We start from the raw sequence: 25,235 nt of genomic DNA, 5'->3' as shown, positions 1-25,235 counted from the left end.
GATCAATAGCCTTCTGTCACGTTCCGCTGAACTAGAAAGCGAGCTCTCGGCGCTTCTGGGACTTGCCCCGTTCGATGACTCGGAGAGAGTCAGGGCAAGTAGGGTCATGTGTAGTATTGCCTTTGAACATGCTGAAAGTGCAAAAGTGCTAATTTCGCTCGGTAATTTGACCTCTGCTACGGGAATTGTCCGTCTTCAGTATGAGGCTCTGGTCAGAGCTATGTGGTTGCTTTATGCGGCCTCAGAAATCGCAGTTTCGAAATTAACTAGTGAGCTAACCCAAGAATCAGCGAATACAGCAAACAAGCTGCCAATGCTCAGCGAAATGCTTGAGAAGCTGCAGGGTAAAGCTCCACAGGAACCTGTAGATATGCTGATGGAATTCAAAGAGTATTCTTGGAAGCCCCTTAGTTCATATGTTCATGGTGGCATTCATGCAATTCATCGTCACAGCAAGGGATACCCAGCTCCGTTATTGGAACAGATGCTTCGCGCTTCAAACGGGGTTTCTGTAATGGCGGGAATGCTATTGGTCATACTGCATGGTGGCGGTGAGCAGCGAGGCAAAATACCCAAAATTCAAACTGAGTTTGCGGACTGCCTACCTAGTGCCAAACCGCAAAACTCATAACAAGGCCAGGCACGCGACGTCTACTCCATTGCGGCTTTGCCTCCATTCCGTAGCCGCGCATGCTGGCTGGCGTTACACGGCACCTGTCGAGATTGGCACTCTGGTCAACACGAATAATTAAACATAGAAGGGCTCGGTATACTGCAAATGCCATGGACTAAAGAACATATTCAGTGGCTTCACGATACTGGTGAAGTAATCGCTATTTCAACAGGTGAGAACGTCCCTGTATATGAGTTCGCTTACGATGTAGCCAATGAAGAGGTCATGTCAAACTGGGCAAGGCATTTCAGGAATCACTATTGCAGTGATGATGAAATAGAGATACTCAAACCTGAAGGGCAGACAAAAAAAGACTATTTGTTAAATCTAAAGTTTCCGCATAAAACTAAAAGCCCTGGACCAAGTATCCGTTCTGGAGATTTTGCTGAAATTTTGGTCGCTGACTATTTGATGTTTCTCCATGATTACTATGTTCCAAGAACTCGCTACGACCGGAAAATAATTGGTAATGAGTCATCCAAGGGTTCAGATGTTTTGGGTTTTAAGCAAAAGAATAAAATCCCCTCCAGAAAAGACGAATTATTAATATACGAGGTCAAGGCTCGTCTTTCTGAGAACAATGTCAAAAACACTTTGCAAACCGCAATTGACGACAGTTCAAAGGATGAGGCTAGACTTGCGGAGTCATTAAACGGTGCAAAGCAAAGGCTGTATGATCAGAGAGATTTAGCTGGAATGGGCATCATCTCAAGATTCCAAAAGAATGTTGATCACCCATATAAAACAAAATTTGGGGCCGCAGCGATTTTAACTGATAGTTCATGTTGCGTCGAAACCTTAGCTGAAGCTTCAACTAATGAGCATTCATCCCCAGCGTACTTGGAGATGATAGTGATTAGAGGCCCTGTATTGATGTCTTTGGTCCATGCTCTATACGAGAGGGCAGCAAATGAAGCTTGAGTCGTCCTCAAAGAAAATGCTGGCAATTACAAAGTCGAAAGCAAAGATGTATGAATTTGCTATTGATGAAGCATCTCATATAGAGCTACCTGTCGACCCACGTAAATTATTGATTACGACTATAGGGATATTGGGCGACCTGTCAGCTCTCGAAGCTCGTGGAGAACAGCAGGTTGAAGAGACTGATGAGCATGAAGAGCTAAAGTCTGAGCTAATCTCAGTTGGGCAATATTTTGATGCTTTGATTCAGTCTCATCTGGCTGATGAGATGACTATTTATCTAAAGATTATAGGTTCGGCGGCTTACTATTTAGCGAACATGCCCGGTAGCTCCATCGTTCTGGCCAAAAGTTTGGTCTATAAGACAGAACTGCTCACTGATACTAATCTTGAGGGAATTCTGATATGGATATTGAAGTCTAACTTCGAAGAGGGTTGGTATCGCGTTAAAGAAACCTATTTAACTCGGGCAATAGATGATGTCGGCTACGCCACTCGTAGTTTCTTTGATTTAACACTTGATGCCCAGAGCTTTAAACAGAAAATACAGGCCTTGAGGGATGAAGTGTACGAGAAAGGTTCGGATAGAGAGCTTCTATTTGCCGACATTATTTCTTCTATCTTGCTACGAAAACTAGAAAACTCGCCAATAGTCTGTTTGCCGAAATATACGAAAATTCCAATAACACAATGGGTTGGTGTAATTATTAAGCCGACATTTGTGCAAGAGTTTTGGCCTGCTCAGAGGTTACTAGGCGAGCAAGGAGTTTTTTCTGGTGTATCTGCTGTTGTGCAAATGCCCACGAGTGCAGGAAAGACAAAATCTACAGAATTAATAATTAGAAGCTCGTTTTTGTCTGGGCGCTCTGACGTTGCCGTAATTGTCGCGCCATTTAGAGCCTTATGCAGGGAGATTACGGCTACATTTCAGCAGGCGTTCGAGGGTGAGGAAGTAAATATCAATGAATTACAAGATGTTCTGGATATTTCCGATAGTGACGACGATCTCATAAGATTTTTAATAGGAGAAGCCACTCAGGATGGAATAGCGACCAAGTCTATTGTTGTTACCACACCGGAGAAACTTGTTTATCTTCTGAGGCATGAACCTGCTTTAGCTGACTCAATTGGCTTGCTTATTTTTGATGAAGGGCATCAGTTTGACACTGGAAGGAGAGGCGTCACATACGAGTTATTAATGGCCTACCTCAAGTCCCGCGTAGGCGATGACGTCCAGAAGGTTTTGATCTCCGCAGTAATGGCTAACGCAAACTCTATTGGTGAATGGCTTAATGGAGAGGCCGGTATTGAGATTCAAGGAGCAGGATGTTTACCAACTGTACGAAGTACAGCCTTCGCAAGCTGGCAAACCGCAATGGGTCAACTTCAATACATCGATCAAGATCGTGAAGCAGATAGAGATTTTTTCGTTCCTAGAGTGATTGAGCAAGTAAACCTTGGAACGAGAGGTCGAGAGAGGAACGCTCGTCTTTTTCCTGCAAAAAACGATAATTCCAGCGTCGCAGCTTATTTAGGGGTTAAATTATGCCATCAAGGACCTGTTGCTATCTTCTGCGGTGTAAAGAGTACTGTCACATCTATATGCGAGCTTTTAGTTGATTACTACGATAGAGGGCTTACTTTACCACCCCCGAGCATTTCTAGCGATCAACGCGAATTGGAAAAAATTGCGTACCTTTCTAGTTTGCATTTTGGAGATGAGTTTATATTTACTCGTTCGATTTCCTTTGGAATATTGCCGCATAGTTCCAACATTCCGAATGGTATCCGTGTTTCTGTAGAGTGGGCAATGGAATCCAATAAATCAGTGTTGGTAGTATGTACCTCAACCCTTGCCCAGGGTGTGAATCTTCCAATTAGGTATTTAGTTGTTTCAAGTACATTTCAAGCAGGACAAGAAATCACCACGCGAGACTTCCACAATCTCATCGGGCGAGCAGGCAGAGCTGGATACCATACCGAAGGAAGTGTCATTTTTGCGGACACGGATGTTTTTGATAAGCGCAATGATTTTCGTGAAAGCTGGCGATGGCAAAGAGCGATGCATTTGCTCGATTTTACTAATGCGGAGGACTGCGCTAGTAGCCTGTTGGACTTGATCTCGCCTTTTGATTTTGCAGAACTTAATGTTGATGTTATCCAGTTCATCGCAAATCCCGCCGGCTATAGACAAAGCTGTATAGATGCAGGAAATCAAAACGCTATTGATATCAGTTCGCTACTGGATCAGATGGATTATAAAGAAGCTTTAATCGAAGCAATAGAAAGCTATTTTTTGTCCTATTTGAAAGACAATCCAGGTGCGCCTCAAACGTTCTTTGATGAGTTGGCCCGGGGAACATTGGCTTATTTTTTGTCAGACGAAGATCAGAAACAACAGCTACGGGCGGCTTTTTCACTTATCGCAGGTAGAGTTCTTTCCGTGCCCGAAGAGAAAATAGCATTCTTCGGAAAATCATTACTGGGGTTGAAAAATCTATTCTTAATCGAAAATTGGCTTGATGAAAATTGGGGTGAAATAGCACAAGCTCAAAGCTCAGATGAACTTCTTTTGATTTGCTGGCCTTTGCTATCTCAGCTCAATAACAACAAGATGTTTATCAAAATAAAGCCTGAATACGTAATATTAGAATTTGCAAAATTATGGATTTCAGGAACTAGCTACGAGGATCTGCATGGTCACTTGGTTCAATCAGGCGTTTATTATCAAGCAGGGTCGCAGCAAAGAGCTATTAAAATGGACCACGTAGTAGAATTGGCTGACGGTGCACTCTCTTTTGATTCTATGTTGTATGTCGGGGCAATAGCTGATGTGGCTGAGGGTAAAGGATTGGGCGACGATGTATTGGAGCTTCTTAGGAGCTTGCAAACACGTTTAAAACTTGGGCTGTCAAATAGCCTTGAAATGTGGCTCTATTCTCAGGGCTATGTTGATAGAGAGGTTTGCAAGCGCCTTGGTTCTGTTCTTAATGGTCAAGGAGTTGATTCTGATGTGTTTGATTCCGATATATTAAGGACCTACCATCAGGTTGTAAGTGAGTGTATTAGCGAGTTCCCATCGTATTTTAGTGGTTAAGTTGCCGTGTAACAAAGCGCTGCTATCGGACAAATTTTCCGCTGCGCTCCAAATTTGCCGCAGAGCGCGGCGTTATACGCAAATCGGGTTCATCAATGAAGTATGAGAAAACACTTAAAAAAATTTCCAAACTTCCTAAAGTTACGGAAGAGTTAATAGCCTCAATTTTCGCAAAGGATGAAAATATTTCCGTCGAAGTTACCAGTAAAGATATTGGTAAACCTGGATTTGAAATTGTTACTGACGAAGGGGTTTGCTTCGTAACAGAGAGAAGCATTGACTATTACAATAAGAAATGGGGGAGAGTAACTTTTACGCAAAAGAGGATGCTAGATTTAGCAATACCCGTACCTTTATATATTGGTGAAGGTCAAGTCACGAATGACATCTTTGAGATAAATAAAAAAGAAAATCCAAAAGCTGCTTCTGATGAGTGGTTGCATAGTATTTTTTCAATTGAAGTTGCACTTACTTATTTCAATAAATACTTTTCAGTGAGTGAGAGCTTCAAAGAGTATAAGACAATAATATTTGAAGCTATTGAAGCATACTATATTGGAATGGATCATATCGCGATCCTATCCTTGATGCCTATTTTCGAGGCTGGGTTAAGAAACATCCAAACTTCGGTTCTAGGAACAAGTCCAAACAATGTTAGCTCCAAAGAATTCGAAAACGGCTTAAGGGATTTAACTCTTAATTGGGGAAGGCGAAAAGTAGATAGCTATGCTTGGTATCCCGGAAAGTCCTACAATACAGACGTAGAGATAGACTTTTTTACACATATTTGCCCACAGTCTGATGTCATTAATTCCTTTAAATTGTTTTTTTCAGAAGTCCTATATAAGCCAAGTTCAGATAATACTGATGGTTTTAATCGCCATATTATTGTTCATATGCTAAAAAATGACTTTAATAATCCTGCGAATTTTGTAAGAATCTTTTTAGCTCTAACTCATATTATGTTCATCGAGAGTCTAAACAATAAATCGGTTCCATTCTTTTGGCCTGGTTATAATGACAATGAGGAAGTAAAGGGTATGAGCGCATATATTAGGTTGATGTCCGAGCGATTTGGGGAGCCTCGAAGAAGGTTACTTAACCAATTACAAATCACTAAATACAGTGGAAGCGTATAACAAGAAAAGGCATTGGGCGCAAAAAAGCCGCGCCCATGCTTTTGGCGTTACTTTTAGTAGAAAGGATTATCTTTGAACTTACTGTTCGTATGTAGTGAAAATAGACTTCGATCACCTACCGGAGAGGAAGTCTTTAGTACATTTGAAAATATCAACGCTATAGGTTGTGGTACAAATTCAGATGCGGAAACTCCTGTTAGTGGTGATCTTATTGAATGGGCAAACATAATTTTTGTTATGGAAAAAACGCATCGCAACAAGGTCTCTAAGAAATTAAAAGATTTGTTAAAGGGTAAGAAGCTAGTTTGCCTAGATATACCGGATAACTACGAACGAATGGACCCTGATTTAGTTAGGCTACTAAAAAGCAAAGTAACTAAACACTTGAGGCTTGGTTAAAAGTAACAATACGCTGTAGCAATACAGCCTTAAATACACCGCTTCGCGGTAGGCTGTGGACTCGCATCCGCTCGCCGCTAAGCTTTGCGTTATGTGTTTTTCATAGTTTTGAGGTATAGATGAAGAAATTTTATACGGTGGATAGGCTTGGAACTCTGTCTAGTGGTACCGTAATTGATATCACCAAATATGATGATGTTAGTCCTGAAGTATTACAGTCGCACGTGGATGAACTCTTTCCAAATGGAGTGTCAGCTCACGGCGAAAACTACCTTCTAAAAAATGGTAGTCATGGGCAAATCTCTAGCTCAGCGATAGAATTATTATTTGAATACGTCAGAAGAGCGCACTTCCCAGAAATTAAATCTAGATTTGAGTGTTCTTTTGCTTGCGAATCTATAGATGAAGCCATGGCCTTTCGTGATAGATTCGGTCAACCAAGTGACAGGATCTTTGAAGTGCTTTCTGAAAAACCATACTTTAAAGGAAATATGGTGCTCTTAGATAACAATCAAACTTCACTTGTCTGTTCATACTTTGCAGATGAATACTGGAATGGAAATCAAGGACCTATTCCCGAAAGTTTCTGGGAAATTCTGCTTGAGCTACCTGTTATTATCGGTGACCAAGTGGGGTAATAAACACATAACAAAGCATTTAAGAGTGATTCGCAACGCTTGGCGGTTTCGCTTCGCTCAAGTATAGCCAAGCGTAGCTCACACCTTAATGCGGCGTTAGGCTATTAGTTTGCGGCATGTTTCGTCATTTCTGTTATGTTCAACTAACTGGAAGGGAATAATGAATAAATCAATTCTTCATGTATTTCTGGTTTTCTCTGTTTTATACAGCGGAACGGTCATGGGCACAGAGGAAGAGTTCTGTGAGGGGCGAGAATTGAATGCGAATTACGCCAATCCCAATGGTGATTGCAGTACATACATAGCTTGTGATTTAGCCGGCAAGGCCAAAGTAATGCCATGTCCCACCGGTTTACATTATGTCGAGGATGATCGGCCGTGGGGATACTGCGATTACCCTCATCTCGCGAAGTGCGACGACAAGATTTCGGAGCCTCTGCCTTTATCAAGGTAGCCATCGCAGTTTTTAAGGTTCGGAAATGTGCATCTCTCCTAACAAACGCAGGCACTGGGACATGGACCTCACCCGCTTAACGGACACACCTCGATAATGCAGAGAGGTGGACCATGCCAGCTTACAAAACAGGAAAACGAACCCAGCAGTACAGCAACGACTTCAATATAAAAGCTGCCCTCTGGAGCCATGAAGAGCACCAGAGTGTGAAGGAGGTAGCCGAGGCGCTGGACACCCATCCCTTTATGCTGTCGCGGTGGCGCAAAGAGTATCGGAAAGGGAAAGTCGTGATGCATGGAGTGAGTTCACAGAGCTGTTTGTTGCAGCCCATGAAAGAAACTCTTACGAGAGCGCGGCTTGCCGGTCACCATCGATTCCATGGGCTGCCTTTCATCACGGCTCATAGCAAAATCGTGAGCCCGACAATGTGAAATAATTAAAATTAGTTATTTAAAGCAAGGGGATTGAAATGATAACCTGTTATTTAAAATATGTGATCGATCCATATAAAGTTGAAGAATTCGAAAAATACGCAAAAATGTGGATTCCACTCGTCAACAAATTTGGCGGTACTCACAATGGCTACTTCTTGCCATCAGAAGGCGCCAACAATATCGCGCTGGCATTGTTTACATTCCCAAGCCTTGCGGAGTATGAGCAATACCGAAAAAATTCGTTCAACGATGCTGATTGTGTTGCCGCTTTTAAATATGCGGAAGATACCAGATGTATTCTTAGCTACGAACGCAATTTCTTTAAACCAGTTTTCGACTGATCATCTTGCTCAGCAGGAATAAGCCAATGGGGATATTCGCTTCTGCATCGTTCTACAATTCGGCGTGTTCACATTACTTTGTTCAGTCCTCACGCTGATTTTACAAACGTCGTGACGGGGAACGGTTTAAGCGGCTGCTCGTCATCGTTAATATGAGGTATGAAGTTGTGAAGCTGTCTGCTGCTGAATTGTCGTTCGTTGAAAAGAGAGAGAAACTCACCAGGTACTGGCCTTTATTCGGTGGGTTCATTTTGTTGCTGCTTGTTGTGCTCGCGATCTGGCTATGGGTCAAGGTCCCCTATATGGTAAATCCATGGGTAGTTGCAGCCGGCCTTAAAACGGGAACCTTGCCCGAATCAACACTGGTGCTGATGGCGGCGATGCTGCCGATCATGATGCTCACCTTCCTCGTGTTTGCTGTTGCAGTCGTGCTGCTGGCGTTTGCGGCTGTTTCCAACGAACGGAAGTTGATTGGTTTTATCCAAGTAACTGGGGTTCTTCCCGGTAGCACAGCATCAAACGGCTCGGGATGATCGCGCCCCCGCGTTTTCTGCGCGGCTTTTTCAGAAGGATTACACTCAGGGGAGGTGGTCGAGTCACTGAAGGAGCAAGGCTAATGGCGGTAGCAAAGACGGTTAAGGAATACCTGGCCTCGCGAGGGGTGTCCTATCAGCTGCTGAGCCATGGGCCCAGCGAATCCAGCCGGGAGACGGCGATGGCCGCGCAGATACCGGATGACCATCTGGTCAAGGCGGTGCTGCTCAAGGATGGTGCCGGCTATCTGATGGCCGTGATACCGGGCAACCACTGGGTGAGGGTCAACCGTATCCGGGAAGGGTTGAACCGGGAGCTGGAGCTGGCCCCCGAAGCGGACGCCGAGCGCCTGTTCACGGATTGTCGCCCCGGGGCGATACCGCCCCTGGGACCGGCCTACGGGATAGAAACGATCCTGGACGACGCCCTCATCCCCCTGGCCCGGCTCTACCTGGAAGCCGGCGATCATAAACACCTGCTGCAGCTGGAGGGCGACGCGTTTCGCATGTTGCTGGCCGGCAGCCGCCAGGGATATTGGAGCCACCCTTGAATACCCCTTAACTTTGTGAGCCACATCAAGCAGTTGGCAGCCTCACGGCGGTTTCTTTCGGCTATGCTTCTAGATACCCCGCTTGCCTATGACAGAGGATGTCCATGACTCAAGCCCCCGCCAAACTGCCACTGGAAATGCTCTACCACTGGGCCGACACCCGGCCCGATACCGTCTACCTTCGTCAGCCCAGGGAAGGGCACTGGCATACCTATAGCTGGTCCCGGGTACTGGAGCAGGCGGCCCGGCTGGTGAGCGGCCTGCGCGGCCTGGGTCTGGCGCCGGGCGATAAAGTGGGCATTCTGTCAAAAAATTGTGCTGAATGGTTTATCTGTGACTTCGCCCTGCAGATGGGCGGCTATGTCAGCGTGCCCATCTACCCGACGGCGGGGGAAGATACCGTGCGTTATGTGCTGGAGCACAGCGAAAGCCGGGCGCTGTTTATCGGCAAGCTGGACGACCCGCAGCAGCAGGCCGGGGGCATACCCGAGGGGCTGATCCGCATCGCCATGCCATACAAGTCGGGGATAGCGGCGGATCATCAGTGGGATGAATGGCTGAACGCACAGGAGCCCTGGGCCGAGCGGCCGGTGCCGGATGCGCAGGGCCTGATGACCCTGGTCTATACCTCGGGCAGCACAGGCCAGCCCAAGGGGGTGATGATCAATTTTGCCGCCTACGGGGCCGCCTGCCGGGGCATAGTGCAAACCGCGAGCCTGACCGGCGAGGACAGGGCCTTTTCGTATCTGCCCCTGGCCCATATTACCGAGCGGGTCTACATCCTGGGCGCCAGCCTGTACGGCGGCCTGCCGGTGGCCTTCGCCCAGAGCCTGGAGACCTTTATTGAAGACGTCAAAACCATTTCGCCGACCCTGTTTATTTCCGTGCCCCGGCTGTGGACCAACTTCCGCAGCCGGATCCTGGAGAAACTGCCCCAGGGACGGCTGGATCTGCTGCTGCGGCTCCCCTTTGTCTCGGGCCTGATAAAAAAGAAAATCCGGGCGGGGCTGGGCCTCTCCCAGGCGCGGATCCTGGGCTGTGGCTCGGCACCGATCGCCCCTTCCTTGCTGCGCTGGTATGAACGCTTGGATATGCCGATTACCGAAGCCTGGGGCATGACCGAAAACCTGGCCTATTCCACCCTCAATTATCCGTTTCGCAGCGACAAGGTGGGCACGGTCGGCAAGCCCGGGGTGGGCGTCGACATCCGTATTTCCGAGCAGGGAGAAGTGCTGTGCCGTTGCGCCGGCCTGATGAGTGGTTATTACAAGGATGAAGAGGCCACCGCCAGCACCCTGCAAGACGGCTGGCTGCATACCGGCGATCAGGGCAAGCTCGACGACGAGGGCTATCTGACCATTACCGGGCGGGTGAAGGATGCCTTTAAAACCGCCAAGGGAAAATACGTGTTGCCGGTGCCGATAGAAGCCATGCTGGTTGAAAATACGCTGATCGAGCAGGTCTGTGTCATCGGCAGCGGCCTGGCTCAGCCGATTGCCCTGGTGCAACTGGGAGAGGGCACGGATACCAGGCACAAGGGGGCCCTGGCCGAACGGCTGGCGAACACACTGAAAAAGATCAACGACAAGCTGGAGAAACACCAGCGGCTGGCCGGCATCCTGGTAATGAAGGAGCCCTGGACGATTGAAAACAACATCATGACCCCGACCCTGAAAATCAAGCGGCACCTGCTGGAGCAGCAATATGCCGAGATAGAACAGCACTGGGTAGCGGGTCAGCACATACTGTGGGAGCAGGATCTGCATTGATCCCGGCGGGAGATCCGGCCCTCAAGGCCCATTATTCCAAAAATGGAATAATGGGCTTTTTTGTTTTACATATTCGTAACTAATTAACCGCTACGGCTTGTGCTACTTTGTCTGCCCAGCTTACAGAATTTATCTTTTATCTTATTGTTAGTGGAGTCGGGCAGCAGGAAGCTGCCCATTTTTTTGTTCGTCTTTCCCGCCTTATTTTTCCCTTATCCAGGTGGACGCCAACCGTTCACGCATACGGCTGTCGATAAATTCAATAAAGGTATTCAGCCTTACCGGTGCCAGCTCCCGATTATGGAAGACCATGTGGAAGGGGCGTTTGCCGCCCCGCCAGCCGGCTAATACGGGCCTCAGCAGGCCGTTTTCCCGATGATGGGCGACATAATGTTCGGGGACATTGACGATGCCCAGGCCCTGGATGGCCGCCTTGACCGCCGAGTGCATCTGGTTGACCGACAGTCGTGCCACCGGCTTGAGGTGAAAGCGACGGCCGTCCTGGTGGGTCAGCTGCCAGTTCCTATGGGGCCAGCATTGGATGATGTGATGCTGATCCAGCTCCTCCGGCAGGGTCGGCGTACCGTACTGTTCAATGTAGCGGGGCGAGGCGAACAAACCGTATTGCACCTCACCCAGGCGTCGGGCCCTCAGGCTGGAGTCGGGCAATTCACCGCTGAAAAACACCACATCCAGATCCGTATCCAGCAGGCTGGTGTAGTCGTTGCTTTGCAGCAGATCGATACGGATCTGCGGATATTGCAGGCAGAACTCGGTAATGCCATCGATCAGGAAGGTGTTGGAGATGGCGACGGGGGCCGCAATTTTAATCAGCCCGCTGATCGTCTGGCTCTGGCCCTGAATATCCCCGGTGACCTGCTCCATTTCGTTAAGCAGGGGATTGAGGCGTTCAAAATAGCGGCGCCCCTCTTCGGTCAGCTGCAATTTGCGGGTGGTACGGCTGAGCAGCTTGCAGCCCAGCGACTGCTCCAGCCCGGATATACGGCGGCTGAGGGTGGCGGTGGGCAGGCCCAGCTCGGCCGCCGCATGGGAAAACCCGCCCTGTTGCACCACTTTGACGAATAAATAAAAGTCATCCAGATGTTTCATCGGTATCGGCCCGGCATGAGAGAACGGCTATTGTGCCGCCGTTTTCTCCGGGTGAAAACCGTCGCGTCAGTTTTGCTCCGGAGGGAGCGAGTCCGCGCTCTGGTAGCGGCGCAGCAAGGCGACGAAGTCGGGGGGGTCTCTGTCCAGGTTGGACTCATGCACCAGCAGATCATAGCCGTACAGCTGCCTCAAGTGGCTCATGCGGTTGGCGAGCATGGCCAGTACCCCCTCATAGTGCCGGCCAGCGGCCGAGCGGTAGTGGCTGTCCTCGATGAGCCAGTCCTGCAGCTGGTGGCGGGTGACCGTCTGATAGCGCAGGGCCATAGTCAGCAGCGGACGTTGCTCGGTCAGCAGGTGTACCGCCAGCCGGGGCGTCATCAGTGGCAGCAGCTCGTCGTAATCACGGATCTTCAGGCCGATATAGGGCAGCTCGGTCAGCTCCAGGCCGACACTGAACCTGGGCTGATCGATGCGGATGATATTGGACCAGTGCAGGCTCCAGCCGCCGATTTTATGATGAAAATGCAGGCTGTCCCGGCTTAATGAAAAGCTGTACACCGGCTCCCGGAGCTTGAGTATGCCGAGCAGGGTCATCACCAGGCTGGTCAGAAACAGGAAATAGACCACCAGGTGGCCTCGGCCTCCGAGCCAGTAGAGCACGCCGAGCAGGAGCAGCATAAAAACCGTGCCCGTCACCGTCAGGCTGAGCCCATGACGCCGGGACATGGGTTCTATATGTTGGGTTTCAAGCACCGGCAGGCTCCCATTTTTTGTACTTATCCGATAAGGTGATGATACACAGAGAACGATTAAAAGAGGTAATAATGACACCCACACTCGATGTGCTTCGCAGCCACCGTTCCATCCGCAAGTTTACCGAACAGCCGATCCTGCCGGAGCAGCTCGATGCCATCATGGCGGCGGCCCAGGCGGCGCCCAGCTCCAGTTTCCTGCAGGCCTCGGCCATTATCCGCATCACCGATCCGGCGCTGCGTCAACAGGTGATGGCACTCTGTGGCGACCAGGCCTACGTGGGGGCCGCCGCCGAATTCTGGGTGTTTTGCGCCGATTTTCACCGCCACCTGCAATGGGTGCCCGAGGCCCAGACCGGCTTTGCCGAGCAACTGTTGATTGGCGCCATCGACACCGCCCTGATGGGGCAGAACAGCCTGATCGCCGCCGAATCGCTGGGGCTCGGTGGGGTATTTATCGGCGCCGTGCGTAACCATCCGGCCGAGCTGGTGACGCTGCTGGGGCTGCCCAAGGGCGTGGTGCCCATGTTTGGTTTGTGTATCGGCCATCCGGATCAGGATCCTGAGCCCAAGCCCCGCTTGCCCCGGGAGATGATGTTCTTCGAAAACCGCTATCAGACGGAGCAGGATCCTGCGTTGATGGCGGCCTATGATCAGGCGGTACTGCATTATTATCAAACCCGTACCGGCGGCAATAAATCCATGACCTGGACCGGGCAGATAGGCGCGACGCTGGCCAAGGAGGCTCGGCCCTATATGCTGGCCTTCCTGCACAGCCAGGGCTATTGCCTGAAATAAGGCGCCAGGTGCCGGGTGGGTTGATCCGGTGCCGTTTAGAACCTGCTTACGATCTTTGCAAGACTGCCTGTGACCACTCTCCTCCTTCAATCTACAACTTGACCACCAGTACATCACAGCCACCGATGTCGATAAAACGCGCGGCATTGGAAAACAGGTGCCCCAGGAAGCTGTGTCCGGCGTGGTGGCCACAGATCAGCAGGTCGGCTTCTTTTTCCTTGGCGGCCAGACGGATGGCCCTTTGTATATCTCCGGTCGGTAAGGAGACGCTCTCTACCTGGCGTTGCTCTACCCGGAGCATATTCATGATCTCGCGGCCGCTTTCCAACTTGAGCTTCATCTTCAGCTGACGCAAATCCATGTTCAGGCTGCCCACAAAAATTCCGCTCATCTCGGGATCGACGTGCACCAGGTGCAGGCGGGCCCGGCAATGTTCGGCCAGTTCCACCGCCCGCTTCAACAAGGGCTTCTCCCGCTCGCTTAACTCCAGTGCCAGTAATATATTGCGATAAGGCATAGGGACTCCTCGAAGACCTGGTTAATAGCGCGATACATCACTATATAGTGAAAAACAGCCGCCGAATGGGAGATGGCAAGCAAAGCCCGCTTCTTTGGCTGTTTTTGGAGCCCGGGTACCGGCAGGGGACCGGGTTCAGGACAGCCAGGCACTGACCAGATGGGTGACCCCCAGGCCGGTGACCGTTAAATGGGCAAACAGGCAGGCGGCCAATGCCAGGGGTTTCCAGCCCACATGCTTTATGCCGGCCAGCTGGGTGCCCAATCCCAATGCGCCCATCGCCATGGTCAGGGCCCAGGTATCCAGAACCTTGATGTTCTCTACCAGCGACAGCGGCAGGCTTAATACCGAGTTTAGGATCACTATCGCGATAAAGCCGAAGGCAAACCAGGGCAGGGGCGCGCGTACGGCGGTGCCGCCCTGGCTGCGGCTCAACCAGGCACCCAGCAGGATCAGGAAGGGGGCCAGCATCATCACCCGGGTCAGTTTGGCGATCACGGACACCTGGGTGATATCCGCCCCCATGGCGCTGCCGGCAGCCACCACCTGGGCGACTTCATGAATGGTGGCGCCGGTGTAAATCCCCATCGCCTGAGGGCTCAATCCCAAGAAGGGATACAGCAGGGGATAGATGAACATGGCCAGGGTACCGAACAGCACCACGGTACCGACCGCGACCGTGGTCTGCTGCGGCTTGGCCCGTACCACGGGCTCGGTGGCCATAATGGCAGCGGCGCCACAGATGGCCGAGCCCGAGCCTACCAGCAGGCTGGTGGGTACATCCAGGCCGAGCCAGCGCCGGCCCAGCAGGTAGGCGATGCCCAGGGTGGAGACGAGCATGATAAAGTCCACCAACAGGGCGCCCTTGCCCACATCGGCAATTTGCTGCAGGGTAATATTGATGCCATAGAAGGCCACACCGATGCGCAGCAGCCGCTTCTTACACCATTCCAGACCCGCCAGATGCTTCCCCGGTGCCTGCATGGGCAACAGGTTGCCCACCAGCAGGCCCAGCACGATGGCGAAAATCAGCGGGCTGACCCCCAGGTCAAGCCGGCTGGACAAGGTCATACTGACGGCGGCCAGCACACCGGCGAGGGCTAAACCGGGAACAAGAGCAAACATGGCTATCTCCTTATCGCTAGGGTGATAAGCAGCCTATGCCTTTATCAAAGGTAATAAAAATTGAAGTTTTTTAATTTTATTATCAATTTAATTGATTTTTCCCGTCCTGGGCCCGCTTATCTTCCCGGATAAACTCGATAAACGCCTGCTCGGCCCGGGACAGGCGGCGTTCACTGGGCCAGGCCAGGCATAAATCCATAAAGTAGGGTTCGGCAAAGGAGACGGCAAACAGATCCGGGTCGTCCTCGATCACCATGCGCAGGAAGCTGGTGATGGCAAAACCCTGGCGCACCACCGCCTTCAGCAACGGGATCAGGTTGCTTTCAAAACCGATGCGGGGGCTGATCCCCGCCTGTTGCGCCGCCTGCTCAATATACTCCCGATGAAAAAAACCGTGGCGAAATACCGCCAGCTCCTGCTGCAGGAACTCATGGAGAGGGATATGGGGTTGCAGCCGGGCCGGATGATCCCGATGCACCACCGCCACCATTTCTTCCCGCAGCAGCGGCAACCCGGTGAGCCCGGAGGGCAGGCTGGAGGTGAGCACGATGCCCAGCCCCAGCTGGCCCTGGCATAACCTACCCAACAGCTCCTGGGTGCCGGCTTCCTCCACCCGGATCGACAGCCCGGGGTAGCGATGTTTGAACGCCATCAGCAAGGGGGGGAAATAGAAGGAGCCGAGCATGCTGGGAATACCGATGCAGACCTCGCCGGCGCTGAGATCCTGCAGGGCCGCCATATCCTGTTCGGCCAGGGTCAGGGCATGGATGATGCGCTCCGCATGCTGGAACAGCCGTGCTCCTTCGGTGGTCAGGGTCATCCGTCCTTGGCGGCGCTCAAACAGCCCGACCCCCAGCTGTTGTTCCAGCTTCTTGATGGTGATGGTGACCGCCGGCTGGGCCAGATGGAGCTGCTCCGCCGCCTGGGTAATGCTGCCGGTCAGGGCCACCGCGTAGAATTGGCGGAGCCATTTGGTTTCAATCATATATATTTGTTATTTTTTTAATAATAAAAATATATTTTATATATACATGGTGGCGGGATAAGGTCAAGACAGTAATAAGGAGCACACCATGATCCCGCTTAAAACCCCCCTCTGGTGGCGTGCCACCCTGGCCCTGGGCCTCGGCTCCATGCTGGTGTTTGTCAACCTGTACCTGGCCCAGCCGCTGTTGCCCTTGCTGGCCCGGGACTTTCAGTTGTCGGCCCTGCAGGCCAGCTGGGCCTTGTCGGCCGCCACCCTGGGATTGGCCATGGGACTGTTGTTCTGGGCGCGGGTGGCCGATCGAATGGGACGCAAGCGGATCATGCTGGGCTGCCTGCTGGTGGCCATCGCCCTGGGTATCCTGCTGGCGCTGGTGCCCGACTTTACCGCCCTGGTGTGGCTGCGCTGGGTGCAGGGCTTCTTCCTGGCCGGCTTGCCGGCCACCGCCGTCGCTTACATGGGTGAGGAGTTCAGCCCCCAGGCCCTGGTGACCAGCATAGGTATCTATATCGCGGCCAATTCCCTCGGTGGTATTGCCGGGCGGGTGTTGGGCGGCCTGACCGCCCAGTGGTTCGGAGGCTGGCAGGCCGGCTTCCTGGTGCTGGGCCTGGTCAGCCTGCTGCTCTGGCTGCCGTTGACCAGGCTGCTGCCGGCCTCCCGACATTTTGTGCCGGCGAAAAAGGGCGGCAGCAGCCGTGCCTTGCTGGCGCATATTAAAAACCCGCTGTTGTGGCCCGTCTATCTGGTGGGCGGCCTGAATTTCATGGTGTTCCTGAACCAGTTCACCTATGTGGCCTTTTTCCTGGCGGCGCCGCCCATTGCCCTGGCCCCGGCCGCCCTGGGGCTGCTGTTCCTGACCTATCTGACCGGCACCCTGGCCTCGGGCATCAGCGGCCTGCTTATTCACCGCCTGGGCCTGTGCCAGACCCTGCTGGGCGCCATCGGCCTGATGGCGGTGGGCAACCTGGGCCTGCTGAGCGGCGAGCTGCCGCTGATCCTGCTGGCGTTGCTGACCGACAGCTTCGCCTTCTTCCTGGCCCATGCCTGCGCCAGCAGCTGGGTGGGCCGCAGCGTACAGGATCACAGGGCGCTGGCCTCGTCGTTGTATCTGGTGTTTTATTATCTGGGAGCCAGCCTGGGCGGCCTGTATCTGTATCCCTTCTGGGACAGGGGCGGATTGACCGGCGTGGCCTGGGGCATGATGGGGGTATTGCTGGTTACCGCCGGCTTGAGCCTGCGTCTGCTGAGACAGGAAAAGCGCGCTCGTGCCGCTATGGCGCCCGGCTGAAGTAATGCTCCGGTACCGGCACCACCAGGCCCCGGGCCTTCTCTTCGGCGATGATCTCCGCCAGACTCCGTTGATGAAACTTGACCTGGTAGGGGGGCAGGGCCAGGCTCAGCTCGGCGGGATCCTGGGTCAGTCCCTTGGTATTGAAGGGCACCTGGGGATGGTTCGTCAGCAGCTGTTGCAGGCTCGTTACCACCAGCTCGCCGTGCTCCAGTCCGGCAAGGTGCTGCCTGCCCGGCTTGGGCGCGGCCAGCTCCAGGCAGGGAATGGGGCCGAACGGGCTGGCGATGGGCCTGTGCAGGGCAAAGGTGATGATGGGGCGGCCGCCTACCATGCCCTCGACCAGGTTCTCACCATGGGCCAGCAGGGCCGAGCGCAGCTTCAGGTATTGCCGGTTGCTGTCTGCCCGGTAGCAGATATGATCCATATGGCCGAGCCCGGGCCCGAGTCGATACCGGGCCAGTCCCTGTTCGAGGGCCTGGAGAAAGCGGTTGATATCACCCAGCAGGGCGGATAAGGCGGTGCTCACTGTGCCGTTTCCTCTTCAAATGGTGTGGTGGGAAAGTACCAAGCGGCGGGCGGCCGGTAGCAGATCCTGCCGAGGCGCGCTTGTCCGGGAGGGATGTTAACCCAGGACGGGGGCCTTGGCGACCGCGGAAGCCTGCTCAGCAGCGCAATCTTCGGTCGCACAGGGAGATCGGCAGAGGATATTTTCTCAGGGTCTGATAGTATTAACTCAATTACCCTAATCAGTTGAAATCATGAAACTGCAACAGCTGCGTTATATCGTCGAAGTCGCCAACCACAGCCTCAATGTATCCGCCACGGCGGAAAGCCTGTTCACTTCCCAGCCCGGGATCAGCAAACAGGTGCGCATGTTGGAAGATGAGTTGGGGATCCAGGTCTTTGAGCGCAGCGGTAAGCACCTGACCCAGATCACCCCGGCCGGGCAGGATATCATCCGTATCGCCAGTGAGATCCTGGGCAAGGTCGAGAGTATCAAGGCGGTGGCCAGCCAGCATACCCATCCGGATCAGGGCACCCTCAACATCTCCACCACCCACACCCAGGCCCGCTATGCCCTGCCGGATGTGATCAAGGGGTTTATTGCCCGTTACCCCAAGGTTTCCCTGCATATGCACCAGGGTACGCCGGTGCAGATCAGCGAATCGGTTGCCAAGGGCACCTCCGATTTTGCCATCGCCACCGAAGCCCTGCATCTTTACCAAGACTTGATCATGTTGCCCTGCTATCACTGGAACCGCTGCATACTGGTGCCCAGGGAGCATCCCCTGGCCGTCATCAGCAAGCCGACCATAGCGGATATTGCCAAATACCCGCTGGTGACCTATGTGTTCGGTTTCACCGGCCGCTCCGAGCTGGATACCGCCTTTTCCCGGGCCGGCTACGAGCCCAAGGTGGTGTTTACCGCCACCGACGCCGACGTGATTAAAACCTACGTACGGCTGGGGGTCGGCATCGGGGTGCTGGCCAGCATGGCGGTCGACCCTGCGCAGGACCATGATCTGGTGGCCCTGGATGCCAGCCACTTGTTTGCCTCCAGCACCACCAAGATAGGCTTCAGGAAGGGGACCTTCCTGCGCAGCTATATGTATGACTTTATGGAGCGTTTCGCCCCCCACCTGACCCGGGAGCGGGTCGACCGGGCAATTACCCTGAAGGCGCCGGACGAAATAGACCGGCTGTTTGAAGGCATAGAGCTGCCTTACCGGTAAAGCATAGCCGGAGGCTGGATAGAGAAAAAACCGGGGCTGGTCACGCGGGGCCGGCGGCTCCATTCCCCAGTCCCTGCTCACCATTCCCCGGCATATTCGGGTTTCCGGTTTATTCGCCCAGGCCCTTGCCCGCGTCTTTTTTGGCTATCAGCTCAATCTTGTAGCCGTCCGGGTCTTCCACGAAGGCGATGACGGTGGAGCCACCCTTGACCGGGCCCGGCTCGCGGGTCACCTGACCGCCGGCGGCGCGGATGGCGTCGCAGGTGCCATGGATATCGTCCGACTCGATGGCGATATGGCCATAGGCGGTGCCCAGCTCGTAGGCGGTGGTGCCCCAGTTGTAGGTCAGCTCCAGCACGGCTTCGTCTTTTTCATCGCCATAACCGACAAAGGCCAGGGTATATTTATACTCGTGGTTTTCGCTGGTTCTGAGCAGTTTCATGCCCATCACCTTGGTATAGAATTCAACCGACGTTTGCAGGTTACCGACCCGCAGCATGGTGTGCAGAATGCGCATTACAATCACTCCCAATGTTTGAAAATCGGCCTTATAAGCCGGTTTCACCGTCTTCAGTATGGTCTCTATTATCGCCTGGTCGTCTGTCCCATTTATTCCTTAGCCCAGCGGTGCGGGAGGGTTAGTCGTTCGGATAGACCTTGTCCTTGAACTCGCATAAATCCTCGATCACGCAGGAGCCGCAGCGGGGCTTGCGGGCCACGCAGGTATAGCGTCCATGGAGGATAAACCAGTGATGGACATCCTGCTTGAATTCCGCCGGCACCCATTTGAGCAACTGTCGCTCTACTTCATCGACATTCTTGCCGGGGGCGAAGCGGGTACGGTTGGCCACCCGGAAGATATGGGTATCGACCGCAATGGTGGGCCAGCCGAAGGCGGTGTTGAGCACCACATTGGCGGTCTTGCGGCCCACTCCGGGCAGGGCCTCGAGCGCCTCGCGGTTTTCCGGCACCTGTCCCTGGTGTCGTTCCAGCAGGATGGCGCAGGTCTTGATGACGTTTTCCGCCTTGGCGTTAAACAGGCCTATGGTCTTGATATAGTGCTTGAGCCCATCCACCCCCAGGGCCAGGATGGCTTCCGGGGTATTGGCCACCGGATACAGCCTGTCGGTGGCCTTGTTGACCCCCACATCGGTGGCCTGGGCCGACAGGATCACCGCGATCAGCAGCTCGAAGGGGCTGCTGTAGTTCAGCTCGGTGGTGGGATGGGGGTTTTCGGCCCGCAGTCGTTCCAGTATTTGCCGACGTTTGTCTTTATTCACAATAAGCTGCCCTCGCTCATCTTCACAGTGAGGTGATCCGCGCCCGGGTGATTTCAGCCTTGGCTACCGGTGCCCGCCGGGCCGCCAGCCGGGCATCCAGCCAGTTCTTGGCGGCAATCAGCAGTCCCAGGCCGATAAAGGCGCCGGGCGGCAGTATCGCCAGCAGGAAGCCGTTGTCCAGGTGCAGCACATCGATCCTCAGCCCCCGGGCCCAGTCGCCCAGCAGCAGCTCGGCGCCGTCAAACAGGGTGCCCTGGCCAAGCAGCTCGCGCAGCCCGCCCAGCACCAGCAGCACGGCGGTAAAGCCCAGGCCCATCATCAGGCCGTCGAGGGCGGCCAGGGCCGGTGTGGTTTTGGAGGCGAAGGCTTCGGCCCGGCCGATGATCACACAGTTGGTGACGATCAGCGGAATAAAGATGCCCAGCGACTGGTACAGGCCATAGGTATAGGCGTTCATCAGCAGCTGCACGCTGGTCACCAGGCTGGCGATGATCATCACATAGATGGGAATGCGCACCTCGTTGGGTACCCAGCGACGCACCAGGGACACGGTCAGGTTGGAACCGATCAATACCAGCAGGGTGGCGATGCCCAGCCCCATGGCGTTGGTCAGGGTACTGGTCACCGCCAATACCGGACACAGTCCCAGGATCTGCACCAGCGCCGGGTTATTGCCCCACAGCCCTTGGCGAATAATCTCTTTATGTTGTTCTGTCACAGGGATGCTCCACAGCGGGGGGCCTGGGCCAGCAGTTCCGGGTGCTGGCTGACCAATAACAAGACATTGCGTACCGCCTTGACCACCGCCCTGGGGGTGATGGTGGCGCCGGTGAAGGCGTCGAACTGGCCGCCGTCGTTGCGCACCGCCCAGCGGGCGTCATCTTCGCCCAGCAACTCCATGCCGTCGAACGACAGCAGCCAGGCCGATTTTTTCAACTCGATCTTGTCACCCAGACCCGGTGTTTCATTGTGATTGAGCACCCGGACCCCGGACAGCCGGCCGTCGGCCTGCACTCCCACCACCAGCTTGATGGCACCGCTGTAACCGTCGGGCGCTATGGTCTCGATGGCGTAGCCCTGGTGCTCACCGCCCTTGACCGCGGCGAATACGGGCAGCGCCTCGCTGGTGCCCAGGTATTGTTCGTTACCGAGCAAGACGCAGTGTTCGAACAGGGCTTCGTCATGGGTGTCGGCGGGCAGCAGCTCATTGAGCACCAGCAACAGCTGGGCCTGCTCCTGCTCCACTATGGTGTCCCGGGTCAGGCTGTGGGTCACCGCCACAAAGGCGGTACAGGCCAGGGCAAAGGCGGCCAGAGTCAGGCCATTGCGTCTCATCATGGCGAACATCAGAAAAGTCCTCCGGAATGCCACGACAGGACCAAGGCCTGGGTCAGGACAAAAGTATCTCGTTTCATCATGGCGAGCATCAGCGTGACTCTCCATAGGTTTTGGGTTTGGTCAGGGCGTCTATCATGGGCACCGTCATATTGGCCAGCAAGACCGCAAAGGCGATGGCGTCCGGATAGCCGCCGAAGGTGCGGATAACATAGATAAGCAAGCCGATCAGCACCCCATATACCAGGCGGCCCCTGAAGGTGGTCGCGGCCGACACCGGGTCTGTGGCGATAAAAAAGGCCCCGATCATGGTCGCCCCGGATAACAGGTGCATCAAGGGGGAGGCCGCCCCATCCGGAGACACCAGGAAGCCTGTCAGGCTGAACACCAGCAGGCTGGCGAGGATGGCCACCGGAATTGGCCAGCTGATCAACCGCAACCGCAACAACGCCAGCCCGCCGACCAGGTAGGCCAGGTTCACCCATTGCCAGCCGACGCCGGCCAGGCCGCCAAAAATAGGGTTGGTGAGGATCTCGGCGCTGGTATGGCCCTGGGTCAGGCCGGTTTTCAGGGTATCCAGCGGGGTGGCCATGGTGGTGCCGTCGGCCAGTTCCCGCAGCTGATGGGGGCTGAAACCATCCAGGGTAAAGCCGGTAAAGATGGCGGACAGGGTATCTGTCAGGGTAAGTGAGTGGCTCAGCAATTCGGCCGGCGGCAACCAGCCGGTCATCGGCAGGGGAAACGACACCAGCAACAGTACATAGGCGACCATGGCGGGATTGAACAGGTTCTGACCCAGGCCGCCATAGAGCTGTTTGGCGACGATAATCGCAAACGCGGTGCCGATCACCACCAGCCACCAAGGGGCCAGGGGCGGAAGGGCGATGCCGATCAGCAGGGCGGTCAGCAGGGCTGAATTATCTTTGACGGCGGCCATCGTTCTGCCCCTGAGCCTGAGTACCAGGGCTTCGGCACCATAGGCGGTGGCCACGGCCAGCCCTATCTGGATTAGGGTACCCCAGCCAAAAAACCACCATTGGGCCAGTATCCCGGGGATCAGGCAATAACAGACCCGCAGCATCAGGGCGCTGGTGGCCAGGCGGGCATGATCGTGGGGAGAGCTTGCAACATTAAACGCCATTATTGCTCTTCTTTGTGTTCTTGGGTGGGTGAGTCGGCGGCCTGGGCGGCTTTTTTGGCCTTGGCCCGGGCGACGGCGGCGCGAATGGCGGCTTTCTTGGCGTCCTCCGCGTCTGCCTCGGCAACCGGCTCGGGTTCCGCTTGCTCGGCCTGAGCAGCTTTTTTGGCCTTGGCCCGGGCGACGGCGGCGCGAATGGCGGCTTTCTTGGCGTCCTCCGCGTCTGCCTCGGCAACGGGCTCGGGTTCCGCTTGCTTGGCCTGAGCAGCTTTCTTGGCCTTGGCTCGGGCGATGGCGGCGGCCACCGCGGCCTTCTTGGGATCGGTTTCCCCGGCTGTGGGTTCACGCCCTGTTACCGGTTCGGCCGGTTCAGGCTGCTCTGCCTGGGCGGCCTTGCGGGCCTTGGCGCGGGCGACGGCGGCGGCCACCGCGGCCTTCTTGGGATCGGTTTCCCCGGCAGCGGGTTCACGCCCTGTTACCGGTTCGGGCTGCTCTGCCTTGCGGGCCTTGGCGCGGGCGATGGCGGCGGCCACCGCATCCTTTTTGCCATCGGCGGTGTCGCCCCGGGGCTCGGCATCTATCCGGCCATCGGCCTGTCCGGCGGCCTGCTTCTCTTCCCGTTTGCGGCGTGCCTCTTCCTTGCGGGCGGCGCGGGCCGCGGCCATATCCTGGGGTTGTTCGGGAGCGGCCTGCTTGGCCTTGACCCGGGCTAGGGCCAGGGCCACCGGATCTTCCCCGCCGGCGGCGACCTGCTCGGCCATGCGCGCCTTGCGCTCACTGGCGGCCTTTTCCTGGCGCAGCTGGCGTTCGGCTTTCTCCCGGGCAAGCCGTGCCTGGCGGGCTTCGAAGCGGTGCTTGGCCCGCTCGGCCAGTTCCGCGTCGCGCTCGGCCTGGCGGATGTCGGCCTTGGCGACCCGATAATACTGGACCAGGGGGATCTGGCTGGGGCAGACATAGGCACAGGCACCGCATTCGATACAGTCGAACAGGTTATGGCTGTTGAGCTTGTCGTGCTCCTTGGCCCTGGCATACCAGTACAGCTGCTGGGGCAACAGGGTGGCGGGGCAGGCGTCGGCGCACTGGCTGCAGCGGATGCAGGCCAGCTCGGCGGCCGGCTCCGGCAGTTCCCGCTGGCTTGGCGCCAGCAGGCAGTTGCTGCCCTTGATGATGGGCGCCTGGGCGCTGTGCAGGGTAAAGCCCATCATGGGGCCCCCCATGATGATGCGTTGCCGGGGCTCCGGTTCAAGCCGGAATTTATCGAGCAGATAGCGTACCGGGGTGCCGATACGCACCCAGGCATTGGCCTGTTCTCCGAAGCGGTCGCCGGCCAGGGTCACCACCCGCTGGATCAGCGGTTCATCATCGATGATGGCCCGCTTGACCGCGAAGGCGGTGCCGACGTTCTGCACCACTATGCCGATATCCGCGGGCAAGCCGTTGTGGGGGACCTGCTGGCCGGTGATGATTTCGATCAGCTGTTTTTCGCCGCCGGAGGGATACTTGGTGGGCACGGCCACCACCAGCACCTCTTGGTCAGCGTTGGCGGCCTGCAGGGCGGCGATGGCCTCGGGCTTGTTGTCCTCGACCGCGATCACCGTCAGGGCCGGCTGCACTATGTGGCGCAGGATCTCGATGCCCTGCAAGATTTCCTGTGCGTGTTCGCGCATCAGGCGATCATCGGCGCTGATATAGGGCTCGCATTCCACGCCATTGATGATCAGGGTATCGATGGCCTTCTTGCGCGGCCTGAGTTTGACATGGGTGGGAAAGCCGGCACCGCCCAGGCCGGTGATGCCGGCCTCATGGATGCGCTCGAGCAGCACGTCGGCGCCCAGCACCCGGTAGTCGGCCACCGGAAAACGGGGCCGCCAGCTGTCCTCGCCGTCGGGCTGTAGCACAACGCACAGCCCGTCCAGTCCGGAGGGATGGGACAAGGGCCTGGCCTCGATGGCGCTGACGACACCGGAGGTCGGGGCATGAACCGGTATCATCATGGGGTTGAGCGGCTCGGTCAGCGGCTCTCCCTTCAGCACCCTGTCGCCGATGGCCACCCGGAGCTGGGCGGGCTGGCCGATGTGCTGGCGCACCGGCAATACCAGTTCGGCCGGCAGGCCGGCGTCGACAATCGGGGTTTGATTGGCGGCTGTTTTTCGTTCGGGCGGATGTATTCCCCCATGGAAGCGATGCAGCTTGCCTTGAATTAAATCGTGCAACAGGGACAT

At 54.9% G+C, this 25,235-nt stretch carries 27 protein-coding genes; 15 read left to right on the top strand and 12 right to left on the bottom strand.

From position 1 onward, the window contains the following. The first annotated feature begins 106 nt into the window (after positions 1-106). From ABD806_RS04180 to ABD806_RS04130, 12 genes are all read left to right on the top strand, one after another. A complete protein-coding gene (locus tag ABD806_RS04180) occupies positions 107-631 on the top strand; it encodes a DUF6988 family protein (protein ID WP_344955015.1) in 525 nt (174 codons plus the stop codon). Between the two features lie 147 nt (positions 632-778). Beyond that, positions 779-1,594, top strand: coding sequence for a Hachiman antiphage defense system protein HamA (locus tag ABD806_RS04175; protein WP_344955014.1), 816 nt, complete (start codon positions 779-781; stop codon positions 1,592-1,594). Next, positions 1,584-4,691, top strand: coding sequence for a DEAD/DEAH box helicase (locus tag ABD806_RS04170; RefSeq protein WP_344955011.1), 3,108 nt, complete (start codon positions 1,584-1,586; stop codon positions 4,689-4,691). Before ABD806_RS04175 ends, ABD806_RS04170 begins: the two co-directional genes overlap by 11 nt. 95 nt (positions 4,692-4,786) lie before the next feature. Then, positions 4,787-5,830, top strand: a complete 1,044-nt coding sequence (locus ABD806_RS04165) for a hypothetical protein (RefSeq protein WP_344955009.1) — start codon at positions 4,787-4,789, stop codon at positions 5,828-5,830. A 72-nt stretch (positions 5,831-5,902) separates the two neighbouring features. Beyond that, positions 5,903-6,229, top strand: coding sequence for a low molecular weight protein tyrosine phosphatase family protein (locus ABD806_RS04160; RefSeq protein WP_344955007.1), 327 nt, complete (start codon positions 5,903-5,905; stop codon positions 6,227-6,229). 119 nt (positions 6,230-6,348) lie between these two features. After that, entirely contained in the window at positions 6,349-6,867 is a 519-nt protein-coding gene (locus ABD806_RS04155; RefSeq protein ID WP_344955005.1) for a DUF2441 domain-containing protein, read from the top strand. A 160-nt stretch (positions 6,868-7,027) separates the two neighbouring features. After that, positions 7,028-7,321, top strand: a complete 294-nt coding sequence (locus tag ABD806_RS18010) for a chitin-binding domain-containing protein (RefSeq protein ID WP_425583067.1) — start codon at positions 7,028-7,030, stop codon at positions 7,319-7,321. A 113-nt stretch (positions 7,322-7,434) separates the two neighbouring features. Next, a complete protein-coding gene (locus tag ABD806_RS04150; RefSeq protein ID WP_344955003.1) occupies positions 7,435-7,752 on the top strand; it encodes a transposase in 318 nt (105 codons plus the stop codon). Positions 7,753-7,790: 38 nt separating this feature from the next. Further along, positions 7,791-8,096 carry an NIPSNAP family protein gene (locus ABD806_RS04145; protein ID WP_344955001.1) on the top strand — a complete coding sequence of 102 codons (306 nt, stop codon included), beginning with the start codon at positions 7,791-7,793 and terminating at the stop codon, positions 8,094-8,096. Between the two features lie 167 nt (positions 8,097-8,263). After that, a complete protein-coding gene (locus tag ABD806_RS04140) occupies positions 8,264-8,629 on the top strand; it encodes a hypothetical protein (protein ID WP_344954999.1) in 366 nt (121 codons plus the stop codon). Between the two features lie 83 nt (positions 8,630-8,712). Beyond that, positions 8,713-9,180, top strand: a complete 468-nt coding sequence (locus tag ABD806_RS04135; RefSeq protein WP_344954998.1) for an aminoacyl-tRNA deacylase — start codon at positions 8,713-8,715, stop codon at positions 9,178-9,180. A 98-nt stretch (positions 9,181-9,278) separates the two neighbouring features. Next, a complete protein-coding gene (locus ABD806_RS04130) occupies positions 9,279-10,949 on the top strand; it encodes an AMP-binding protein (protein ID WP_425583066.1) in 1,671 nt (556 codons plus the stop codon). Between the two features lie 201 nt (positions 10,950-11,150). On the opposite strand, the gene ABD806_RS04125 is transcribed toward ABD806_RS04130, so the two are convergent. Further along, the gene (locus tag ABD806_RS04125; RefSeq protein WP_344954996.1) at positions 11,151-12,059 is read right to left on the bottom strand and encodes a LysR family transcriptional regulator; all 909 of its coding nucleotides are present in this window, start codon (positions 12,057-12,059) and stop codon (positions 11,151-11,153) included. A 66-nt stretch (positions 12,060-12,125) separates the two neighbouring features. Then, a complete protein-coding gene (locus tag ABD806_RS04120) occupies positions 12,126-12,812 on the bottom strand; it encodes a DUF2982 domain-containing protein (protein WP_344954994.1) in 687 nt (228 codons plus the stop codon). Between the two features lie 71 nt (positions 12,813-12,883). On the opposite strand from ABD806_RS04120, the gene nfsA reads away from it, so the two are divergent. Next, positions 12,884-13,609, top strand: a complete 726-nt coding sequence (nfsA, locus tag ABD806_RS04115; RefSeq protein WP_344954992.1) for an oxygen-insensitive NADPH nitroreductase — start codon at positions 12,884-12,886, stop codon at positions 13,607-13,609. 91 nt (positions 13,610-13,700) lie between these two features. Here nfsA and ABD806_RS04110 read toward each other — a convergent pair whose 3' ends face one another. The 3 genes from ABD806_RS04110 to ABD806_RS04100 all read right to left on the bottom strand — a co-directional run bounded on the left by ABD806_RS04110 (position 13,701) and on the right by ABD806_RS04100 (position 16,236). Next, entirely contained in the window at positions 13,701-14,126 is a 426-nt protein-coding gene (locus ABD806_RS04110) for a universal stress protein (protein WP_344954990.1), read from the bottom strand. Positions 14,127-14,261: 135 nt separating this feature from the next. Continuing rightward, positions 14,262-15,251, bottom strand: coding sequence for a YeiH family protein (locus ABD806_RS04105; RefSeq protein WP_344954988.1), 990 nt, complete (start codon positions 15,249-15,251; stop codon positions 14,262-14,264). 82 nt (positions 15,252-15,333) lie between these two features. Continuing rightward, positions 15,334-16,236, bottom strand: coding sequence for a LysR family transcriptional regulator (locus ABD806_RS04100; protein ID WP_344954986.1), 903 nt, complete (start codon positions 16,234-16,236; stop codon positions 15,334-15,336). 88 nt (positions 16,237-16,324) lie between these two features. On the opposite strand from ABD806_RS04100, the gene ABD806_RS04095 reads away from it, so the two are divergent. After that, entirely contained in the window at positions 16,325-17,524 is a 1,200-nt protein-coding gene (locus tag ABD806_RS04095) for an MFS transporter (RefSeq protein WP_344954984.1), read from the top strand. Here ABD806_RS04095 and ABD806_RS04090 read toward each other — a convergent pair. Continuing rightward, the gene (locus tag ABD806_RS04090; protein ID WP_344954982.1) at positions 17,508-18,053 is read right to left on the bottom strand and encodes a VOC family protein; all 546 of its coding nucleotides are present in this window, start codon (positions 18,051-18,053) and stop codon (positions 17,508-17,510) included. The two genes, ABD806_RS04095 and ABD806_RS04090, sit on opposite strands and share 17 nt — an antisense overlap. 232 nt (positions 18,054-18,285) lie before the next feature. Here ABD806_RS04090 and cysB point away from each other — a divergent pair, with 232 nt between their 5' ends. Then, positions 18,286-19,260: an HTH-type transcriptional regulator CysB gene (cysB, locus tag ABD806_RS04085; RefSeq protein ID WP_344954980.1), complete on the top strand. Its 975-nt coding sequence runs from the start codon at positions 18,286-18,288 to the stop codon at positions 19,258-19,260. A gap of 109 nt (positions 19,261-19,369) precedes the next feature. Here cysB and gloA read toward each other — a convergent pair whose 3' ends face one another. The 6 genes from gloA to rsxC form a co-directional block, all read right to left on the bottom strand. Next, positions 19,370-19,777 carry a lactoylglutathione lyase gene (gloA, locus tag ABD806_RS04080; RefSeq protein WP_344954978.1) on the bottom strand — a complete coding sequence of 136 codons (408 nt, stop codon included), beginning with the start codon at positions 19,775-19,777 and terminating at the stop codon, positions 19,370-19,372. A gap of 121 nt (positions 19,778-19,898) precedes the next feature. Then, a complete protein-coding gene (gene nth, locus ABD806_RS04075) occupies positions 19,899-20,540 on the bottom strand; it encodes an endonuclease III (protein ID WP_344954976.1) in 642 nt (213 codons plus the stop codon). Positions 20,541-20,562: 22 nt separating this feature from the next. Then, positions 20,563-21,258 carry an electron transport complex subunit E gene (locus tag ABD806_RS04070; RefSeq protein ID WP_344954974.1) on the bottom strand — a complete coding sequence of 232 codons (696 nt, stop codon included), beginning with the start codon at positions 21,256-21,258 and terminating at the stop codon, positions 20,563-20,565. Beyond that, positions 21,255-21,887, bottom strand: a complete 633-nt coding sequence (gene rsxG, locus ABD806_RS04065; protein WP_344954972.1) for an electron transport complex subunit RsxG — start codon at positions 21,885-21,887, stop codon at positions 21,255-21,257. The genes ABD806_RS04070 and rsxG overlap by 4 nt, the downstream gene beginning before the upstream one ends. Positions 21,888-21,966: 79 nt before the next feature. Further along, positions 21,967-23,016, bottom strand: a complete 1,050-nt coding sequence (rsxD, locus tag ABD806_RS04060; RefSeq protein ID WP_344954970.1) for an electron transport complex subunit RsxD — start codon at positions 23,014-23,016, stop codon at positions 21,967-21,969. Further along, on the bottom strand, positions 23,016-25,235 hold the full coding sequence (gene rsxC, locus ABD806_RS04055) for an electron transport complex subunit RsxC (RefSeq protein ID WP_344954968.1): 2,220 nt from the start codon (positions 25,233-25,235) through the stop codon (positions 23,016-23,018). The genes rsxD and rsxC overlap by 1 nt, the downstream gene beginning before the upstream one ends.

The sequence above is a fragment of the Zobellella aerophila genome, assembly GCF_039539325.1.
GTDB lineage: Bacteria > Pseudomonadota > Gammaproteobacteria > Enterobacterales > Aeromonadaceae > Oceanimonas > Oceanimonas aerophila.
Note: the sequence above shows the minus strand (reverse complement) of the source record. Positions and strands in the feature narration are given on the sequence as shown.

Excerpts from the sequence above, each read along its gene's own strand:
- ABD806_RS04180 (WP_344955015.1), top strand. The coding sequence starts at position 107 with ATGTGTAGTATTGCCTTTGAACATGCTGAAAGTGCAAAAGTGCTAATT.
- ABD806_RS04175 (WP_344955014.1), top strand. The coding sequence starts at position 779 with ATGCCATGGACTAAAGAACATATTCAGTGGCTTCACGATACTGGTGAA.
- ABD806_RS04170 (WP_344955011.1), top strand. The coding sequence starts at position 1,584 with ATGAAGCTTGAGTCGTCCTCAAAGAAAATGCTGGCAATTACAAAGTCG.
- ABD806_RS04165 (WP_344955009.1), top strand. The coding sequence starts at position 4,787 with ATGAAGTATGAGAAAACACTTAAAAAAATTTCCAAACTTCCTAAAGTT.
- ABD806_RS04155 (WP_344955005.1), top strand. The coding sequence starts at position 6,349 with ATGAAGAAATTTTATACGGTGGATAGGCTTGGAACTCTGTCTAGTGGT.
- ABD806_RS18010 (WP_425583067.1), top strand. The coding sequence starts at position 7,028 with ATGAATAAATCAATTCTTCATGTATTTCTGGTTTTCTCTGTTTTATAC.
- ABD806_RS04150 (WP_344955003.1), top strand. The coding sequence starts at position 7,435 with ATGCCAGCTTACAAAACAGGAAAACGAACCCAGCAGTACAGCAACGAC.
- ABD806_RS04145 (WP_344955001.1), top strand. The coding sequence starts at position 7,791 with ATGATAACCTGTTATTTAAAATATGTGATCGATCCATATAAAGTTGAA.
- ABD806_RS04135 (WP_344954998.1), top strand. The coding sequence starts at position 8,713 with ATGGCGGTAGCAAAGACGGTTAAGGAATACCTGGCCTCGCGAGGGGTG.
- ABD806_RS04130 (WP_425583066.1), top strand. The coding sequence starts at position 9,279 with ATGTCCATGACTCAAGCCCCCGCCAAACTGCCACTGGAAATGCTCTAC.
- ABD806_RS04125 (WP_344954996.1), bottom strand. The coding sequence starts at position 12,059 with ATGAAACATCTGGATGACTTTTATTTATTCGTCAAAGTGGTGCAACAG.
- nfsA (WP_344954992.1), top strand. The coding sequence starts at position 12,884 with ATGACACCCACACTCGATGTGCTTCGCAGCCACCGTTCCATCCGCAAG.
- ABD806_RS04110 (WP_344954990.1), bottom strand. The coding sequence starts at position 14,126 with ATGCCTTATCGCAATATATTACTGGCACTGGAGTTAAGCGAGCGGGAG.
- ABD806_RS04105 (WP_344954988.1), bottom strand. The coding sequence starts at position 15,251 with ATGTTTGCTCTTGTTCCCGGTTTAGCCCTCGCCGGTGTGCTGGCCGCC.
- ABD806_RS04100 (WP_344954986.1), bottom strand. The coding sequence starts at position 16,236 with ATGATTGAAACCAAATGGCTCCGCCAATTCTACGCGGTGGCCCTGACC.
- ABD806_RS04095 (WP_344954984.1), top strand. The coding sequence starts at position 16,325 with ATGATCCCGCTTAAAACCCCCCTCTGGTGGCGTGCCACCCTGGCCCTG.
- cysB (WP_344954980.1), top strand. The coding sequence starts at position 18,286 with ATGAAACTGCAACAGCTGCGTTATATCGTCGAAGTCGCCAACCACAGC.
- gloA (WP_344954978.1), bottom strand. The coding sequence starts at position 19,777 with ATGCGCATTCTGCACACCATGCTGCGGGTCGGTAACCTGCAAACGTCG.
- rsxG (WP_344954972.1), bottom strand. The coding sequence starts at position 21,887 with ATGTTCGCCATGATGAGACGCAATGGCCTGACTCTGGCCGCCTTTGCC.
- rsxD (WP_344954970.1), bottom strand. The coding sequence starts at position 23,016 with ATGGCGTTTAATGTTGCAAGCTCTCCCCACGATCATGCCCGCCTGGCC.
- rsxC (WP_344954968.1), bottom strand. The coding sequence starts at position 25,235 with ATGTCCCTGTTGCACGATTTAATTCAAGGCAAGCTGCATCGCTTCCAT.